Below are 17,430 nucleotides of genomic sequence, written 5' to 3' on the forward strand. Positions count from 1 at the left end.
CAGACCACCAGACCCCGCAGGAAACTGCGGGGCTTTTTCATGGGCTTTTCATGGGCTTTTCATGGGCCTTTGCTTTTTCCCATGCTTGCCCGCCGCCTCAGGTCAGCCTGTAGCCCTCGGGCCTGAGCGGCGCGGGCAGATCCGTCTCGCCCAGCGTGCGGCCCAGGCTGATCTCGATGGAGCGGCAGATGGTGTCCAGCGGCAGGTCGTTGCTCTCCAGGCCAAAGGGCTCTTCGAGTTCATCGCCAAGGGCGTCGAGCCCATAGAAGGTGTAGGCCACGATGGCCACGACAAAGGGCGTCATGAACCCGGTCGTGTCCACCAGGCCGAACGGCAGCAGAAAGCAGTACATATAGGCCGTGCGGTGCAGCAGCAGCGCATACGAGAACGGCATGGGCGTGTTGCGTATGCGCTCGCACGAGGCGGCAGCGGCCGTCATGCGTGTGAAGGTCTTGTCCATTGACGCGGCCAGGCAGGGCTCCATCTCGCCACGGCGCACACACTGCGCCAGGTCATGCCCCATGGACATCATCAGTGCGTCGCAGCGCTGCTCCAGCGGCAGGGCCTGGATTTGGCGCCATTCCCTGTCCACGAGCCAGCGGCCGGCTTCGGCATCGTCGTGCAGGCCCCGCAGCTGGGACCGCAGCGAATGCGCGAAGGCAACAGCCCGGTGCACCATGCGCACGCGCACGTCGCTGTCGCGGCGCCGGGGATCGGGCACCGTGTCCAGCGCAATCAGGCTCTGGCACTGGCGCGCCAGCGTGCGCGCGCAGATCACCATCTCTCCCCAGAGCTTGCGCCCTTCCCAGTAGCGGTCGTAGGCGGTGTTGTTGCGAAACCCCAGGAAGATGGCCAGCGGCAGGCCGATCAGCGTGAAGGGGATGGGCGTCACCGTGATCTTCACGTCGAAGAGATTGCCGTGCACCAGGGTGATGATGGCGGCAAACACGATGTTCACGAGCAGCGTGACCTGGATGCGCTGGAGCACCGAGCCCCGCAAAATCAGAAACAGCCTGAGGCCGGCGGGGCGATCACGGACGATCATGGGGCGAATGCTAGGTATAAACCCTTATTCGATCACATATTGAGCATGTCAATGGGCTGCGGCCATGCTCCGAACCAAAAAAAAGGCGCCCCGAAGGGCGCCCTGCGTCACGACCGGTTGCCGGTCACAGCGCGTTGAAGCAGCGGCGGCGCACCATGCCCCAGCCCATGATGCCCATCAAGCCGGACATCAGGATCAGGCCCCATTCGGAGAGGGTGGGGATGGAGGCGGGCGATACGGCCACGGCCACCGCGCGTGAAGCCGTGTTGTTGGCCGGGTTGGCATCTCCGGTCGCACCGGTGCTGCCCGTCAGTGCCACCGCCCCCACGGAGCTGGGCGTTCCGCTGACCGTGCAGGTCACGCTGGCGCCCGCAGGCACGGCATCCCCTGCGGACCAGGCTGCATTGGAGGGGCTGATGCGGCAAGCGCCCTGGCTGACGCCAGGCGGCAGTCCCGTGACTGCGCACGAGGTGCCTGCCGATGCATCGGCCGAGCCCTGGTTCTTGCAGACAAAACGGCCGCTGTAGGGCGTGCCGGCAGTGAACGCGGTCGGCAGGCCGCTCAGATCGACGCCCATGTCGGGCACTGCAACGGTGGACACATTCATGGTCGCGGTGTTGTTTGCCGCATTCGAATCATCCGTTGCGCCCGTGGTGCCCGTGACCGTGGACGAACCTGCAGCCGTGGGCGTACCGCTCACCTGGCAGGTGACCGTGGCTCCCACCGGCACCGCATTGCCCGCCACCCACGCGGCATTGCCGGGGCTGATGGAGCATGCGCCTTGCGTCACGCCAGCCGGCAGGCCGGTGACGGCGCAGGAGGTGCCGCTCACGGCGTTGGCCAGGCCCTGGTTGCTGCAGGTGAAGCTGCCGCTATAGGGAATGTTCAGCGGCGAGGTGGAGGGCAGTCCGCTCAGATTGACCTGCATGTCCGGCGCTGTGGTGACCGTGATGTTCGATGTGGCCGTGTTGTTGCCCGGGGTCAGGTCGTTGTCGCCGCCCGTGGTCACCGTGACCGTCGAGCTGCCGCCTGGACCCGTCGGTGTGCCGGAGACCAGGCAGACCACCGTCTTGCCCACAGGCACCACGGCGGGCTGCATCCAGGCCGCGCCGTCTATCGTGCATTGGCCTGCCGTCACACCAGGGGGCAGACCGGAGGCATCGCAGATAGCCTGGCCTGCGCTGGCTGCACCATCGTTCTTGCAGGAGAAGCTGCCGGTGTAGGGGACGCCGACCACGGCGGTGGGCGGGAGTCCGGAGACATCAGGCACCATGTCGCTGCTCGCCGCGGGAGCCAGCAATTGGGTCTGCACCATGGCACCGAGCAGGGTCGAGGTCAGGTCGCCTCCGATGGTGTAGTTGCCGTTGTTGATCTGGTCTGACGGCGTGCCCGCAGGAACCTTCACGGTCATCGTGAACGTGCCCGACTGCCCGGGTGCCAGGGTCCCAAAGTTGCACTGGGCAGGGTCTGAACTGCCCACGGCCGGGGCCGTGCAAGCGCCGCCGTCGCCGGCCAGCGACACGAACGTGGTCGGACTGACGCCCGCATCCGTGCCCACGGGCATGGCGGGCGTGACCTTCACGTTGTTCACCGGGGTGCTGCCGTTGTTCGTATAGGTATAGGTGTAGGTGATCTCCGTGCCGTCCGCCTTGGGCGCGCTGACAGGCCCGGACGCGCTGATCCACAAGGTCTTGGGCAGGGTCGTGCCGAAGTTGTCAACGTACAGATGGCCTGCGTGGCCACCGGCACTGCAGGCCGAGGCCACGGCCTGCAGCCTGACCTTGTCGCCTACCCGCAGGTAGGCATTGCCAGGAGCGACATCGTAGGCCTGGGGGTCGGTGTAGTTCTGGATGGCACCGCCCTTGTCGGTAAAGGTCTTCCAGGGTGCTCCCGGCTCGCCGCCGTAGTGGTACTTGAAGAACAACTCCTGGGGTGAGCCCGTCAGATCCGTGGCGGTCTGGGCGTCATAGGTCTTGACCAGCGAGATGGCAAAGTAGGGGCGATCCTCGCCTCCGTGATTGCTGGCGTACTCAAGCACGGGCGCCGCGACAAATCGGATGTGGATCTTGCCGTCCTGGTCGATGTCATCCGCAGTCAGCGTCACTTCCTGGGTGATGGAACTTGCCGTATTGACCTGCTGGGTCCAGCCGGCGAGTCCCCCCGTGACATTGTTGGACCGCGGTATCACGTTGCTGGCTGGGGTGGTGCTGTTCGCCTTGAGGTTGATGCGGGCAGAGTGGGAGCCTGCCAAAGTCAGTTTGAGGGCGGACTGGCCGGCGTCACCCCGGAACAGGACTTCGTCTGCAGCGCCTTCCGAGCCGCTGTCGATTTCGACCAGATGAACCTTGCTGCCGGGCGGCTGCAAAAGCAACTCGCTCAGGCTCTTCGGATTGGTCTGGGTCCCATTGTTGGTCCAGGCCTGAGCCGTCCAGCCAGTCAAGTCTCCCGTCTCGAAATCACCATTCAGAAACGCCGCCTGTGCCCCCGCACCGATCACCGCCAGGGTGCCAGCCGCGATCAGGCGTCTCGCCTGCCTCCAAGCGTTCATGCGCGGCCCTGTGGGCCGGATATGCAAACTCTGTCTCGCCATACCATTCCTCTCTTCATGTGTGTTTGATCACGGATGAAAACCCCGACGGCCCACGCCGCCGGCTTGCGCACACCGCCAGCACCAAGCCGCCCAATCACGCGCACGCGCTTTTGCAGCAAAAAAATGGGCGAACGAATCCCTTCCGCATGCCCGGACGGCAGCGGTTCAAAAAGCTGAAATGGAGAAGAAAAAGGCGCCTAAGGCACGAACACCAGCCCTCGACCGAACACGGCCCTCACCGGCAGGGCCAGCCCGGAGATATCCAGGGTCTTGCGGCGAAGCCGCGTCAACTGCGATTCAATGCGATGAAAACCGTCATCCACATCGGCATAGCCCATGGCCTCGATCAGGGTCTGCTTGGACACCATGGTCCCAGGGGTTGCCATCAGGCAGCCGAGCAATTCCAGCTCGCGGCTGGTCAGGGCAATGATCTGGTGGTTGGGTGCGACCATGCAGGCCGACAGGGGGTCAAGGCGCCAGGTCAGGAATGGGGCGGACGCCCTGCCCGGCTGACCGGTGTTGCGGCGAAGCTGGGAGCGGATGCCGGCCACCAGCTCGTTCATGTCGGTGGGCTTGACGAAGTACTGCAGCGCGCCGGCATTGAGGCCGGCAATGCGGCTGTCCAGATCGCCGCGTGCCGTGAGCACCACCACGGGGATCTCCTGCTCGGCCAGGCGCTTGACCAGGCTCAACCCGTCCTCGCCGGGCAGACCCAGGTCGACGACGACCAGATCTGCCTTCTCGCGCAGTAGCTTTATGTAGAAGTCTTCTGCAGAATCCGTGCCCCAGGCATGCAGGCCAGACTTTGTTAAAAATCGACACACATTGATACGAATATCCTCGTCGTCCTCTACGACGGCGACGGTGAACTCGATCGATGGCTCTAGTGTCTGCTGCATGATGTTTGCCTATTGGTGCGCGGATTTTCATTGGGGTGAACGTCCGCCGCCATGCACGAACACTCTCGAATGCTCACAGTTCAGAGAAACACACAAAAATTTACTTTTATTGCATGGATCACGGTATCGCTCGGGCTGCTCGCATTTTTCGTGCTGAGCCCGGCAACCATGTCTCCCCCTGACAAGGGACTGCGTCTGGGCAAGGACCTGCCGATGCAGGTGCTTGCCGATGCGGGCCGCAGCATGACCATTGAACAGGTCGCGGCCCTGCCCGATGATGCCTTCGAAACCCGGCGCACGCCTCTGAACGAGGGCTATACCCGCCAGGCTTACTGGGTGAGGGTTGCCATGCCTGCCCTCGCACCCGCCAGTGCGCTGGCCGGCAATGATCCGCTGTGGCTGGAGATCACGCCCACCTATCTGGACAGGGTCACGCTCTACCAGCAGGCGAATGGCCTGTGGCAGGCACGCGAAAGCGGCGACACGGTGCCCATGGCCCAGCGCATCCATGTGCGCCAGCTGGTGTTTCCACTGCGCGCCGGCCAGCCCTTTGTGCTGCGCATCGAGACCAGCAGCGCCATGCAGCTGTACGCCACGGTCTGGCGCAGCACGGGGCTGATGGCCTGGCTGTCCAGCGTGGAGTGGGCCTCGGGGGTGCACCAGGGCGTGAACCTGGTGCTGACCTTGCTGATCGCCGGCGCAGCCCTGGCCCTTCGCATGCGCAGCCTGATGGCCATGACGCTGCTGGCGTTCGTGGTTCTGACCCACAACGCCAATGTGCGCGGCTATGCCCAGCTGTGGCTGCCCGAGCCCTGGGCGCCGCATGCGGATATCTGGGTGAGCGTGGGCGTCTTCCTGCTGCCTGCCGCCTTTGCCTGGCAGGCACGCGAGACCTTGACGCGCGGCACGATCTGGCGCCGCATCGACCGCATGCTGGTGCTGCTGACCTTGGCGCCGCTGCTGGCCTTGCTCAGCATTCCCATGGGGCACTACACGCAATGGGCCTGGCTCGGAGTCAGCGTCCCCTGGATGGCCAGCATGCTGAGCGCTCTGGTGGCCTGGAAGAACCTGCTCCGCCAGGGCCCCAGCATCGTCAACCTGCTGGTGCTGATTCCCTACACGCTGCATGCGGTCATGGGCATCCACGTGGCTGCAGCGTTCACGGGGCTGGTGTCCTCCGACATCGAAGCCGGCATGTACTGGCAACTGGAATCGCTGCTGCTGTACATCCTCATCATCATTGCCGTGGGCGCCAGCCTGGTCGAGAAATTCCAGAACTCCATGGACAGGCAGGCGCAACTGGTGGAGTCATTGGCCCGCTCCGAGCACGCGCTCGAAGGCCGGGTACGCACACGCACGGCCGAGCTGCTGCATGCACAGAACGCGCTGCAGGCCGCGCTGCACGGCGAACGCACCCTGCGGCTGGAGCAGCGCCAGTTCTTCAACATGGTCAACCATGAATTCCGCACGCCGCTGGCCGTGGTGGACAGCGCGGCCACGGAGCAGTTGACCTTTCCGTCCACCGATATCGACTCCCAACTGGAGCGGGCCGCCCAGATCCGGCGTGCCTGCAGGCGCCTCACGGCCCTGGTGGACAACTGCCTGGTCAGCGACCGCCTGGACGCGCCTGCGTTCCGGCTGCAGCTCGACCGGGTTCCGGTGACGGACCTGATCGACGATGCCGTACAGCTCGTGCACTGGTCGCGCCGCCATCATCTGAGACTGGAGACTGCGGGCATCCCCGCCTCCTGGCAGTGCGATCCCACGCTGGTGCGCATCGCCCTGTCCAACCTCGTGGACAACGCCGTGAAATACGCCCAGGCCGGCGAAATCGCCGTGTGTGCCCGCCTGGACGGGCAGGGCCGGCTGGAGCTCACCGTCAGCGACGAGGGCCCTGGCCTGGCGCCCGAGCTGGCGCAGCGCATCTTCGAGCTGCACGAGCGCGGAGAGCGCTCGGACCAGACCCGAGGCTTCGGCCTGGGCCTGTGGGTGGCCCGGCGCGTGGCCCAGATGCATGGCGGCGATGTGCAGGTCACGCCAGCTGCGGGCGGAGGCACCTGCTTCACGCTGACGCTGCCCTGCAGCATTCCCGAAGACAGCGGCCTTGCCACAGCTGCAACACAGCCCGCCTCGCCATGCGTATCCTGAACCTGCTGCGTGTCCTGAACCGTCTGGCGCTGCCGGGCTGGCTGGTGTTTTCGCTGGTGCTGGTGGTCTGCTTCATCCTCAGTCCGGCCTGGCAGTCCCTTCCAGCCAAGCGCCTGCAGCTGGGCACGGACCTGCCCATGCTGGCGCTTGTCGATGCGCAGGGCAGCCTCACCATCGACCAGGTGGCAGCCCTGCCCGATACGGACTTCACCGCGCTCGACACACCGCTGAACAAGGGCTACACGCACGATGTGTATTGGCTCAAGGTGCAGGCTCCCTATATCGCGGCCGGGAAGATCGACCCCGAGCAGGACCCTCTGTGGCTGGAGATCCTGCCCAGCTACCTGGACCAGGTCGCGCTGTACCAGTACATGGACGGCGCCTGGCGCATGCGCAGCAGCGGCGATACGGCAACCGGCGAACCACGGGTCCATGTGCGCCAGCTCGTGTTTCCGCTGTACACGGACCAGCCCTTCATCCTGCGCGTGCAGACCTCAAGCCCCATGCAGCTGGACGCCACGATCTGGCGCAGCAGCGGTCTGATGACGCAGTTCTCGGCCGTGGAATGGGCATCGGGCATCCACCAGGGCATCAACCTCATGCTGGCCCTGCTGATCATCGGGGCAGCCCTGGCCTTGCGGTTGCGCAAACTGGCCGCCATGGCCGTGGCAGCCATCGCCGTACTGATACACGGCGCCAGCGACCGGGGCTACCTGCAGATCTGGCTGCCCGACCATCTGGCGCACTGGGGCCATCTGTGCGTCAGCCTTGGCACCCTGATGCTTCCCGCCGCCCTGGCCTGGCAGATGCGCGAGCTGCTGACCCGCGACACACGCTGGCGGCGCATGGACCGGGCCCTGCTCGCCCTGGGAATCATCCCGTTGCTGTGCCTGCCAAGCATCCCGCTCGGCCGCTACCAGGACTGGGCCTGGATAGGGGTCGGCGCGCCCTGGGCCATCAGCGCGCTGTTTGCGGTGGTCGCATGGAGCAATCTGCTGCGCGATCGTGCCAGCCTGGTGCATGTGCTGATGGTCGTTCCCAGCACCATGTACGGGCTCATGGGGCTGTATGTGACGGCAGCCTATGTGGGCCTTGCCAGCCTGCCCACCATAGAGACCAGCGTTTTCTGGCAGCTCAACACCTTGCTGGTCAACATCGTGATCACCGTGGCCGTCGGCGCCGGCCTGATCCAGAAATTCCGGGACTCCATGGCGCGCCAGGCACAACTGCTCGAATCCCTGGCCAAATCCGAGCATGCGCTGGAAGAGCGCGTGCGGCTGCGCACGGCCGAGCTGCTGCGGGCGCAGAACGCGCTGCAGGCGGCGCTGCACAGCGAACGCACGCTGCGACTGGAGCAGCGGCAGTTCTTCAACATGGTCAACCATGAGTTCCGCACGCCGCTGGCCGTGGTGGACAGTGCCGCCACCGAGCAACTTTCCTTTCCCTCCCCCGACATCGACTCCCAGCTCGAACGCGCCGCCCAGATCCGGCGCGCCTGCAGACGCCTCACGGCCCTGGTGGACAACTGCCTGATCAGCGACCGCCTGGACGCTCCCGCCTTCAGGCTGCAGTTGCACCGCGCTCCCGTCATGGAGCTGGTCGATGATGCCGCGCAGCTCGTGCACTGGTCTCGCCGCCACCGTCTGCGCCTGGACAGCGCGCAGGCGCCCGCCATCTGGGAGTGCGACTCCACGCTCATCCGCATCGCACTGTCCAACCTCGTGGACAACGCCGTGAAGTACGCCAAGGCCGGAGAAATCACCGTGCGCGCGCGCACCGACGACCGTGGTCAGCTGGAACTCACCGTCAGCGACCAGGGCCCAGGCCTGGCGCCCGAGCTGGCGCTGCGCATCTTCGAGCGCTTCGAGCGCGGCCACCGCTCCGACCAGGCCCGCGGCTTCGGCCTGGGCCTGTGGGTCGCCCGACGCATTGCGCGACTGCATGGCGGCGACATACAGGCGGCACCTTCACCGGAGGGTGGCACGAGCTTCACGCTCACGCTGCCGCCGCATCCCGCTCCCGCTGCGCAGTCCAAAACCTTGCAGACAGCGGCTTGAAACATGATGCGGCGAAGAATCCACGATAATGAAAAGTTCGCCACTGGCGTGGCCTGTCGGCATTTGCCGCCATCAAGGCCCGCCTCATCCTGGCCATAAACACACACCTGTCCATGAGCGCTACTTCCATCCCCGCCGATATCAACCGCAAGCACCTGGAAATGGCTCGCCAGCAGATCGCGAAAGGCGACCTGCAAAAAGCCGCCCAGACTCTGAACAAGGCTCACCGCCAAGTGCCTGGTGACGCTCGCGTCTTCATGTTGGGCGGACTGATGGCTGAAAAGGCCGGGAACCACGCCAAGGCCGAAGAAGCCTTCGCAAGATGCCTTGAGCTGGCACCCATGTGGGGGCCGGGCCTGCTGGAGACAGCACTCTTTCGCGCAAGGCATGGTCAGTTCGATTCAGCCATTGAACTGGCAGAAAAGGTGTCCCGCATTGAGCCCCAAAATTCCCAGGTGCTCGCTGGCGTGATCGATATTGCGCACCGTGCCGGGAATCTGCAGATGGCCGTCAGGCACCTGCGTCGAGGCCTAGAAATGCATGCGGGTGATGCCACGCTGCGCAAGCATCTGGCCAGCGATCTGGGCAACCTTGGGGAGCATGCGCAAGCATTGCAGATGTGGAATGCATTGGTGGAAGAGCATCCTCAGCAGCCGCAATTCAGAATGGGGCGGATCAAGCACATCGTGGCGCACGGTCAGGCCTCGGATGCCCTGGGTGACATCCGGATACTGGAAGAGCAATTCCCGGAAGATGCCACCCTGGCATATTACGCGGCATTGGCAAAGGGAACGACTCCGGCGCATCTGCCAGAGGAAATGCACCGGACCTTGTTCGACAATATGGCGGACAAGTTTGACCAGCATCTGGTCCAGGGATTGGGCTACCAACTGCCCAAACTTGTTGCGCAGCAATTGACTGCACGTCATCCGGAAAAAGATGTCAATGTGCTCGACCTGGGATGTGGCACTGGCTTGCTGGGGCTTTGCCTTGGCCCCATGCAAGGTTACCTGATTGGTGTGGACAGCTCTCTCAAGATGATCGAGCAGGCAGCCAAGCATGGCGTCTATGACCGTTTTCACCATGTCAACCTGCTGGATGCGTTGAGCAATACACCAGACCAGGAATACGATGTGATCACCTGCCTGGATGTGCTGGTCTACATCGGTGACTCTCAGCCGGTCATCCCCAATGCGGCACGCATTCTCAAGACCGGCGGCGAGTTCATCTTCTCATGCGAAACAGCTCCGGAAGATGGCCCGGACCTCATTCTTCAGCCCAGCGAGCGCTACGCCCACAAGCGCAGCCATATCGAAGCACTGTGCAAGCAAGCGGGCTTCAGCGTATCGACCGAGGAACTGGTGCTGCGGCAGGAAGGCGGGCAACCGGTTCAGGGCTTCGTCGTGACCGCAACCAAGACCGCTGCCTGACAGTTCTCATCAAGCCCACGCCACCTCGTGCGTGGGCGCCCCACCGTCCCCGACGAGGCTATCGCGCGCCCAGCGCGAGCTTCTGGGCACATGCAGAAGCAGAAACTCCATCTGGTCCGCCAGAATCCGCCGGTTGCGCAGGATGAAGTCTTCCCAGAGGCTGGGTACATAGGGCGTGTAGAGCAGGGGCATGCGCGCCTGTTCAGGCGTGCGGGCGCCCTTGCGGTGGTTGCAGGAACGGCAGGCAGTCACCAGATTCATCCAGTGATGGCCGCCGCCTGCGGAGATGGGCACGATGTGTTCGCGCGTGAGGTCGTTTTCATGGAAGACCCGGCCGCAGTAGGCGCAGATGCAGCGGTCGCGTGCGAACAGCTTGCCGTTGGTCAGGCCCGGCTGCAGGCTGTGCGGATTGATGGAGGGCGCACCGCGCGTGCCGATGATGCTGTTGATGTGGATGACCGACTGGCAGCCCGTGACGGCATTGTGGCCACCGCGGAAACAGGCGACTTCCCCGCCGGACTCCCAGCGCACATCGTCCGCCGCGTAATGCAGCGCCGCCTGCTCCAGCGTAATCCAGGATTGGGGCAGCCCTTGGGCCGACAGCTTCAAGACCTTCACGACACGCCTCCTCTGACACCAAGGTGAACGGGAATGCAGCCAGTGCACAGGGCCTGCAAGGCAGGCCTTATCGAGGCAATATACTCTGTTTCCGTGTCGGATTGACAGCCTGCGCTGGCTGCGCGCGTGCCAGCCGCTATTGAAAACAAAGCGTCCCATGAAGATTTTTCGAGGCTTCAACCATCCAGGGCGAGAACCGGCCTGCGCCGTCACCATCGGCAATTTCGATGGTGTTCACCGGGGTCACCAGGCCATGCTGGCCCTGCTGTCGGCTGAAGCTGCCCAGCGTGGCGTGCCCACCTGCGTGCTGACCTTCGAGCCCCATCCGCGCGACTACTTCGCCCAGGCCCTGGGCCGGCCCGAGATCGCGCCGGCGCGCATAGGCACGCTGCGCGACAAGCTGTCGGAGCTGCAGCGCTGCGGCGTGGACCAGACCGTGGTGCTGCCCTTCAACCGGGCGCTGGCCAGCCAGGCGCCCCAGGCCTTCATCGATGAGGTGCTGGTGGCCGGCCTGGGCGCGAAATACGTGCTGGTCGGCGACGATTTCCGCTTCGGCGCCCAGCGCGCGGGCGACTACGCCATGCTGGACGCGGCAGGCCAGCGCCAGGGCTTTGACGTGGCCCGCATGAACAGCTACGAAGTGCATGGCCTGCGCGTGTCCAGCACCCATGTGCGCTGCGCCCTGGCCGAGGGGCGCATGCAGGATGCGGCGCGGCTGCTGGGTCATCCCTACACCATCTCCGGCCATGTGGTCCACGGGCGCAAGCTGGGCCGCAGCCTGGCCGAAAGCCGCCAGGGCGCGGGCGACGGCTTTCGAACGCTGAACCTGCGCTTCAACCATTGGAAGCCCGCGGCCAGCGGCATCTTCGCGGTGCTGGTCCACGGACTGCATGAGCGTCCTCTGCGCGGCGTGGCCAACCTCGGTGTGCGCCCTTCCCTGGACCCGACGGATGTCAACGGCGGGCGCGTCCTGCTGGAAACCCACTGCCTCGATTGGCCCGGCGCGCCGGGTGGCGAAGAGGCCTACGGTAAAATCATCCGCGTGGAACTTCTGCACAAACTGCACGACGAGCTGAAGTACGACAGTCTCGACGCCCTCACCGCCGGCATCGCCAAGGACTGCGATGACGCGCGCGCGTTCTTCGCCACCATCCACACACCCATCTACACCGAGACCCGTCGCCAGACCACGCGCGACCGAATTTGACGATCTCCGTCACCTGCCCGGGCGCGGGTGCGCACCAGGCTTCCTCCCCTTTTTCCCGTGCCTGGACCAGACGGTCCGGGCTCTGGCCTGCTTTCAAGGTTCTCCATGTCTGATTCGAAAGTCTCTCCCAACGCCAATGCGGGCTATCGCGCCACGCTGAACATGCCCGACACGCCCTTCCCCATGCGCGGCGATCTGCCCAAGCGCGAGCCGGGCTGGGTCCAGGAATGGGAGGACAAGGGCATCTACAAGAAGCTGCGCGATGCGCGCCACGGTGCGCCCAAGTTCATCCTGCACGACGGCCCGCCCTACGCCAACGGCAAGATCCACATCGGCCATGCGGTGAACAAGGCGCTCAAGGACATGATCGTCAAGAGCCGCCAGCTCGAGGGCTTCGACGCCATGTACGTGCCGGGCTGGGACTGCCACGGCCTGCCCATCGAGAACGCCATCGAAAAGCTGCATGGCCGCAATCTGCCGCGCGACGAGATGCAGGCCAAGAGCCGTGCATTCGCCACCGAGCAGATCGCCCAGCAGATGGTGGACTTCAAGCGCCTGGGCGTGCTCGGCGACTGGGACCATCCCTACAAGACCATGAACTACGCCAACGAGGCCGCCGAGCTGCGCGCCTTGAAGCGTGTCATGGAGCGCGGCTTCGTCTACCGCGGCCTCAAGCCGGTGTACTGGTGCTTTGACTGCGGCTCCTCGCTGGCCGAGTTCGAGATCGAGTACGCCGACAAGCAAAGCCAGACGCTGGACGTGATGTTCCCCACGGCCGAGCCCGACAGGCTGGCGGCCGCCTTCGGCCTGACCTCGCTGGCCAAGCCCGCCTTCATCGTCATCTGGACGACGACGGCCTGGACCATCCCCGCCAACCAGGCGCTCAACGTCAACCCCGAGCTGGAATACAGCCTGGTGGATACCGAGCGCGGCCTGCTGATCGTGGCCTCCGCCCTGGTCGACAAATGCCTGGCACGCTGGAAGCTCGAAGGCCAGGTCCTTGCCACCGCCGTGGGAAGGAAGCTGGACCACCTGCAGTTCAAGCACCCGCTGGCCCACGTGGACAAGGGCTTTGACCGCGTCTCGCCCGTGTTCCTGGCCGACTACGCCACGGCCGATGACGGCACCGGCATCGTGCACTCGGCCCCCGCCTACGGCGTGGACGACTTCAACAGCTGCATGAACAACGGCATGACGCGCGATGACATCCTGAGCCCCGTGCAGGGCAACGGCGTCTACGCACCCGAGCTGCCGCTGTTCGGCGGCCAGCACATCTGGAAGGCCGTCCCCGTCATCATCGATGCGCTCAAGCTGGGCGACCGCCTGCTGGATACCACGACCATCACCCACAGCTACCCGCACTGCTGGCGCCACAAGACGCCGGTGATCTACCGCGCCGCCGCCCAGTGGTTCATCCGCATGGATGAGGGCGAGGGAGTGTTCACCAAGCCCGGTGACAAGCCCGCGCAGACGCTGCGCCAGATCGCGCTGGAAGCCATCGAGCACACCCAGTTCTACCCGGAGAACGGCAAGACCCGCCTGCGCGACATGATCGCCGGCCGGCCCGACTGGTGCATCTCGCGCCAGCGCAGCTGGGGCGTGCCCCTGCCCTTCTTCCTGCACAAGGACAGCGGCGAACTGCATCCGCGCACCATGGAGATCATCGACCAGGCCGCCGCCATGGTCGAGCAAGGCGGCATCGAGGCCTGGAGCCGCGTGACGGCCGAGGACATCCTGGGCGCCGAGGAAGCCGTGCACTACACCAAGAGCACCGACATCCTCGAAGTCTGGTTCGACTCCGGCTCCACCTTCTGGCATGTGATGCGCGGCACGCACGCCGACATGCACCACGACCAGGGCCCCGAGGCCGACCTTTACCTGGAAGGCCATGACCAGCACCGCGGCTGGTTCCATTCGTCGCTGCTGCTGGCCTCGGCCATCTTCGGGCGCGCGCCCTACCGCGGCCTGCTGACCCACGGCTTCACCGTGGACGGCCAGGGCAAGAAGATGTCCAAGTCGCTGGGCAACACCGTCGCCCCGCAGGACGTGAGCAACAAGATGGGCGCCGAGATCATCCGCCTGTGGGTGGCCTCGACCGACTACTCGGGCGACCTGGGCATCGACGACAAGATCCTGGCCCGCGTGGTGGACGCCTACCGCCGCATCCGCAACACGCTGCGCTTCCTGCTGGCCAACGTCAGCGACTTCGACGCGGCGAAAGACTCGGTTGCCACCGAAGATCTGCTGGAAATCGACCGCTGGGCCCTGGCCCGCGCGGCCCAGTTCCAGGCCGAGCTGCTGGCCCACTACAAGGTCTACGAATTCCACCCCGTGGTGGCCAAGCTGCAGCTGTTCTGCTCGGAAGACCTGGGCGGCTTCTACCTGGACGTGCTCAAGGACCGCCTGTACACCAGCGCGCCCAAGAGCCTGGCCCGCCGCAGCGCCCAGACCGCGCTGCACCAGATCACGCACGCCATGCTGCGCTGGATGGCGCCCTTCCTGTCCTTCACGGCCGAAGAGGCCTGGAAGGTCTTCGGCGACAGCGAGTCCATCTTCCTGGAGACCTACACCGACCTGCCGGCCGGCGACGAGGCCCTGCTGGCCAAGTGGGCCCGCCTGCGCGAGATCCGCGACGTGGTGAACAAGGACATCGAGGCCGTGCGCACCGAAGGCCGGGTCGGCTCCTCGCTGCAGGCCGAAGTCCGTGTCTCGGCGCAGCCCGAAGACCTGGCCCTGCTGCAAAGCCTGGGCGACGACCTGAAGTTCGTCTTCATCACCTCGGCCGCCGAGGCCCTGGCGGGCGAGACGCTGCAGGCCGCCGTCACACCCAGCAGCCATGCCAAGTGCGACCGCTGCTGGCACTACCGTGCCGACGTGGGTATCAACCCCGAGCACCCCAGCCTGTGCGGCCGTTGCGACAGCAACCTGCACGGTGCCGGCGAAGAGCGCCGCAAGGCGTAATCCCACCGAGGCGCTGCCATGACCCCTAGCTTTGCCGCAGTCCCCGAATCCCGCAGCCGCCGCATCTGGCCCTGGCTGGCCTGGTCGCTGGCGATCATCGCCATCGACCAGCTCACCAAGCAGTGGATCCTTGATGCCTACCAGCTGGGCGACTGGACGCCGATCACGGGCTTTTTCAATATCGTGCGGGCCCACAACACGGGGGCGGCCTTCTCGTTTCTGGCTGGAGCCGGTGGCTGGCAGCGCTGGCTGTTCGTGGGCATCGGCGCGGCGGCCACGCTGCTCATCGTCTGGCAGTTGCGCAAGCATCCGGGGCAGAAGCTGTTTTGCTTCTCGCTGGCCAGCATCCTGGGCGGTGCCATCGGCAACGTGGTGGACCGCCTGCAGCACGGCTACGTGGTGGACTTCCTGGACTTCTACTGGGGCCGTTCGCACTTTCCGGCCTTCAATGCGGCCGACATCGCCATCAGCGTGGGCGCGGCCCTGCTGATCCTGGACGAGGTGCTGCGCGCACGGCGGGCCAAGGGCGCCTGATCCCTGCCGCAACCGGAGCCGCCGCCGCCAGCCCCTCTTGCGAGGGGCTTTTTCATTGAGGGGGCCACCGGCTGCATGCCGGCGGGTTTTCCTCGGGTTTTCCTGAGTGCGTTTTGGGTCAACCGAAATTCTTTTCGATTCGTTTTATTTCTACAATTTTCCTTATTTCGCACCAAACTGTGCGCTCATGCGGCCGACTCTCCTGCGCGCAAGCCGGGACCGGGGTTATATTGGTCCGCTTCTCCGCTCACAGCACATGAAGCACTTACTCAATCTACTGGCCGCCATCGCCCTGCTGGTCTGGGGCACGCACATGGTCCGCACCGGCGTGCTGCGGGTGTTCGGCGCCAACCTGCGCAACCTGCTCGCCCACAGCATGAGCAACCGCTTCTCGGCCGCGCTGTCCGGCCTGGGCGTGACTGCGCTGGTGCAGTCGAGCACGGCGACCTCGCTGATGACCTCGGCCTTCGTGGGCCAGGGCCTGATCTCGCTGCCGGCCGCGCTGGCCGTGATGCGCGGCGCCGACGTGGGCACGGCGCTGATGGCCGTGCTGTTCTCCACCGACCTGTCCTGGCTGTCGCCGCTGTTCATCTTTGTCGGCGTGGTGCTGTTCATCACGCGCCAGGACACCACGGCCGGGCGCATAGGCCGCGTGCTCATCGGGCTGGGCGTGATGCTGCTGGCCCTGCGCCTGGTGGTCGATGCCACCGAGCCGCTGCTGGAAGCCCCCGCCGTGCGCACCCTGCTGGCCTCTGTCACCAGCGACATCTTCATGGAGCTGCTGCTGGGTGCGCTGCTGGCCGTGATGGCCTATTCCAGCCTGGCCATCGTGCTGCTGATCGCGGCCATGGCCAGCTCGGGCGCGATTCCCATGGAAGTGGCGCTGGGCCTGACGCTGGGTGCCAACATCGGCAGCGGCCTGGTGGCCGTGCTGACCACGGCCAAGTCCAGCGTGGAAGTGCGCCAGGTCACCATCGGCAACATGCTGTTCAAGATCATGGGCGTGGCCATCGTGGCGCCCTTCCTGGGGCTGTGGGCCACCTATGTGATGCCGCTGATCGACGGCAAGGGCCAGAACATCGTGCTGTTCCACCTGGCCTTCAACATCTTCAACAGCCTGTGCTTCATCGGCCTGACGCAGACCGTGGCGCGCTGGGTGACGGCCCTGCTGCCCAAGCCCGAGGCCAGCTCCACCAGCCTGCTGCGGCCCCGCCACCTGGACCCCTCGGCGCTGAGCACGCCGTCGCTGGCCATTTCCTGCGCCGCGCGCGAGGCCCTGCACCAGGCCGACATGGTCGAGTCCATGCTGATCGGCATGCAGCGCGTGCTGGAGACCGACGACCTCAAGCTGTCCCAGGAGCTGCGCGAACTCGAAGGCACGGTGGACGACCTGTACTCGGCCATCAAGTACTACATGACCAAGATCTCGCGCGCCGAACTCGACGAACGCGAGGGCCAGCGCTGGACCGAAATCATCAGCTTCACCATCAACATGGAGCAGATCGGGGACATCATCGAGCGCGTGCTGCTGGACATCGAGGACAAGAAGATCAAGAAGGGCCGCCAGTTTTCCGAGGCCGGCACGCAGGAGATCCGCGAGCTGCTGCACCACCTGCTGGACAATCTGCGCCTGGCCATGAGCGTCTTTCTCAACGGCAATGTGCGCGAGGCCCAGAAGCTGCTGGAGGAAAAGGCGCGCTTTCGCGATCTGGAACTGGCCTACTCGGCCACCCACCTGGCCCGCCTGTCCGACAACACCGTCTCCAGCATAGAGACCAGCTCGCTGCACATCGACCTCATCAGCGACCTCAAGCGCATCAACTCGCTGCTGTGCTCTGTGGCCTATCCCATCCTGGAATCGGCCGGCGCCCTGGCGCCCAGCCGGCTCAAGGAATCGGCGCTGGACAAGGCGGCGCGCTGAGGCGCAGCAAGCCTTGCCCG

At 65.2% G+C, this 17,430-nt stretch carries 11 protein-coding genes; 7 read left to right on the forward strand and 4 right to left on the reverse strand.

Features of this window, described 5'->3' with window-relative positions:
- Nucleotides 1-97: 97 nt before the first annotated feature.
- The 3 genes from ACF8ML_RS02640 to ACF8ML_RS02650 form a co-directional block, all read right to left on the reverse strand.
- Nucleotides 98-1,045 (reverse strand): bestrophin family protein, encoded by a 948-nt coding sequence (locus tag ACF8ML_RS02640; RefSeq protein ID WP_016445753.1) that lies wholly within the window; start codon nt 1,043-1,045, stop codon nt 98-100.
- 124 nt (nt 1,046-1,169) lie between these two features.
- On the reverse strand, nt 1,170-3,485 hold the full coding sequence (locus tag ACF8ML_RS02645) for an IPTL-CTERM sorting domain-containing protein (protein ID WP_392406208.1): 2,316 nt from the start codon (nt 3,483-3,485) through the stop codon (nt 1,170-1,172).
- 347 nt (nt 3,486-3,832) lie between these two features.
- Nucleotides 3,833-4,534 (reverse strand): response regulator transcription factor, encoded by a 702-nt coding sequence (locus tag ACF8ML_RS02650; protein ID WP_016445751.1) that lies wholly within the window; start codon nt 4,532-4,534, stop codon nt 3,833-3,835.
- Nucleotides 4,535-4,702: 168 nt separating this feature from the next.
- On the opposite strand from ACF8ML_RS02650, the gene ACF8ML_RS02655 reads away from it, so the two are divergent.
- The 3 genes from ACF8ML_RS02655 to ACF8ML_RS02665 all read left to right on the forward strand — a co-directional run bounded on the left by ACF8ML_RS02655 (nt 4,703) and on the right by ACF8ML_RS02665 (nt 10,169).
- Nucleotides 4,703-6,682 carry an ATP-binding protein gene (locus tag ACF8ML_RS02655; RefSeq protein ID WP_047326582.1) on the forward strand — a complete coding sequence of 660 codons (1,980 nt, stop codon included), beginning with the start codon at nt 4,703-4,705 and terminating at the stop codon, nt 6,680-6,682.
- Nucleotides 6,670-8,739, forward strand: coding sequence for an ATP-binding protein (locus tag ACF8ML_RS02660; protein WP_392406210.1), 2,070 nt, complete (start codon nt 6,670-6,672; stop codon nt 8,737-8,739). The genes ACF8ML_RS02655 and ACF8ML_RS02660 overlap by 13 nt, the downstream gene beginning before the upstream one ends.
- Nucleotides 8,740-8,852: 113 nt before the next feature.
- Entirely contained in the window at nt 8,853-10,169 is a 1,317-nt protein-coding gene (locus ACF8ML_RS02665; RefSeq protein WP_392406212.1) for a methyltransferase domain-containing protein, read from the forward strand.
- Between the two features lie 9 nt (nt 10,170-10,178).
- On the opposite strand, the gene ACF8ML_RS02670 is transcribed toward ACF8ML_RS02665, so the two are convergent.
- On the reverse strand, nt 10,179-10,787 hold the full coding sequence (locus tag ACF8ML_RS02670) for an HNH endonuclease (protein ID WP_016445747.1): 609 nt from the start codon (nt 10,785-10,787) through the stop codon (nt 10,179-10,181).
- Between the two features lie 157 nt (nt 10,788-10,944).
- Between ACF8ML_RS02670 and ACF8ML_RS02675 the strand changes: the two genes are divergently transcribed.
- The 4 genes from ACF8ML_RS02675 to ACF8ML_RS02690 all read left to right on the forward strand — a co-directional run bounded on the left by ACF8ML_RS02675 (nt 10,945) and on the right by ACF8ML_RS02690 (nt 17,410).
- Nucleotides 10,945-11,994, forward strand: coding sequence for a bifunctional riboflavin kinase/FAD synthetase (locus ACF8ML_RS02675; protein WP_034399628.1), 1,050 nt, complete (start codon nt 10,945-10,947; stop codon nt 11,992-11,994).
- 105 nt (nt 11,995-12,099) lie between these two features.
- Nucleotides 12,100-14,955, forward strand: a complete 2,856-nt coding sequence (gene ileS, locus ACF8ML_RS02680; protein WP_016445745.1) for an isoleucine--tRNA ligase — start codon at nt 12,100-12,102, stop codon at nt 14,953-14,955.
- Between the two features lie 18 nt (nt 14,956-14,973).
- Nucleotides 14,974-15,489, forward strand: coding sequence for a signal peptidase II (gene lspA, locus ACF8ML_RS02685; RefSeq protein ID WP_016445744.1), 516 nt, complete (start codon nt 14,974-14,976; stop codon nt 15,487-15,489).
- Nucleotides 15,490-15,745: 256 nt separating this feature from the next.
- Entirely contained in the window at nt 15,746-17,410 is a 1,665-nt protein-coding gene (locus ACF8ML_RS02690) for a Na/Pi cotransporter family protein (RefSeq protein ID WP_016445743.1), read from the forward strand.
- Nucleotides 17,411-17,430 lie beyond the last annotated feature (20 nt).

Source organism: Delftia sp. WSY_10, assembly GCF_043104705.1.
Classification (GTDB): Bacteria; Pseudomonadota; Gammaproteobacteria; order Burkholderiales; family Burkholderiaceae_C; genus Comamonas; species Comamonas tsuruhatensis.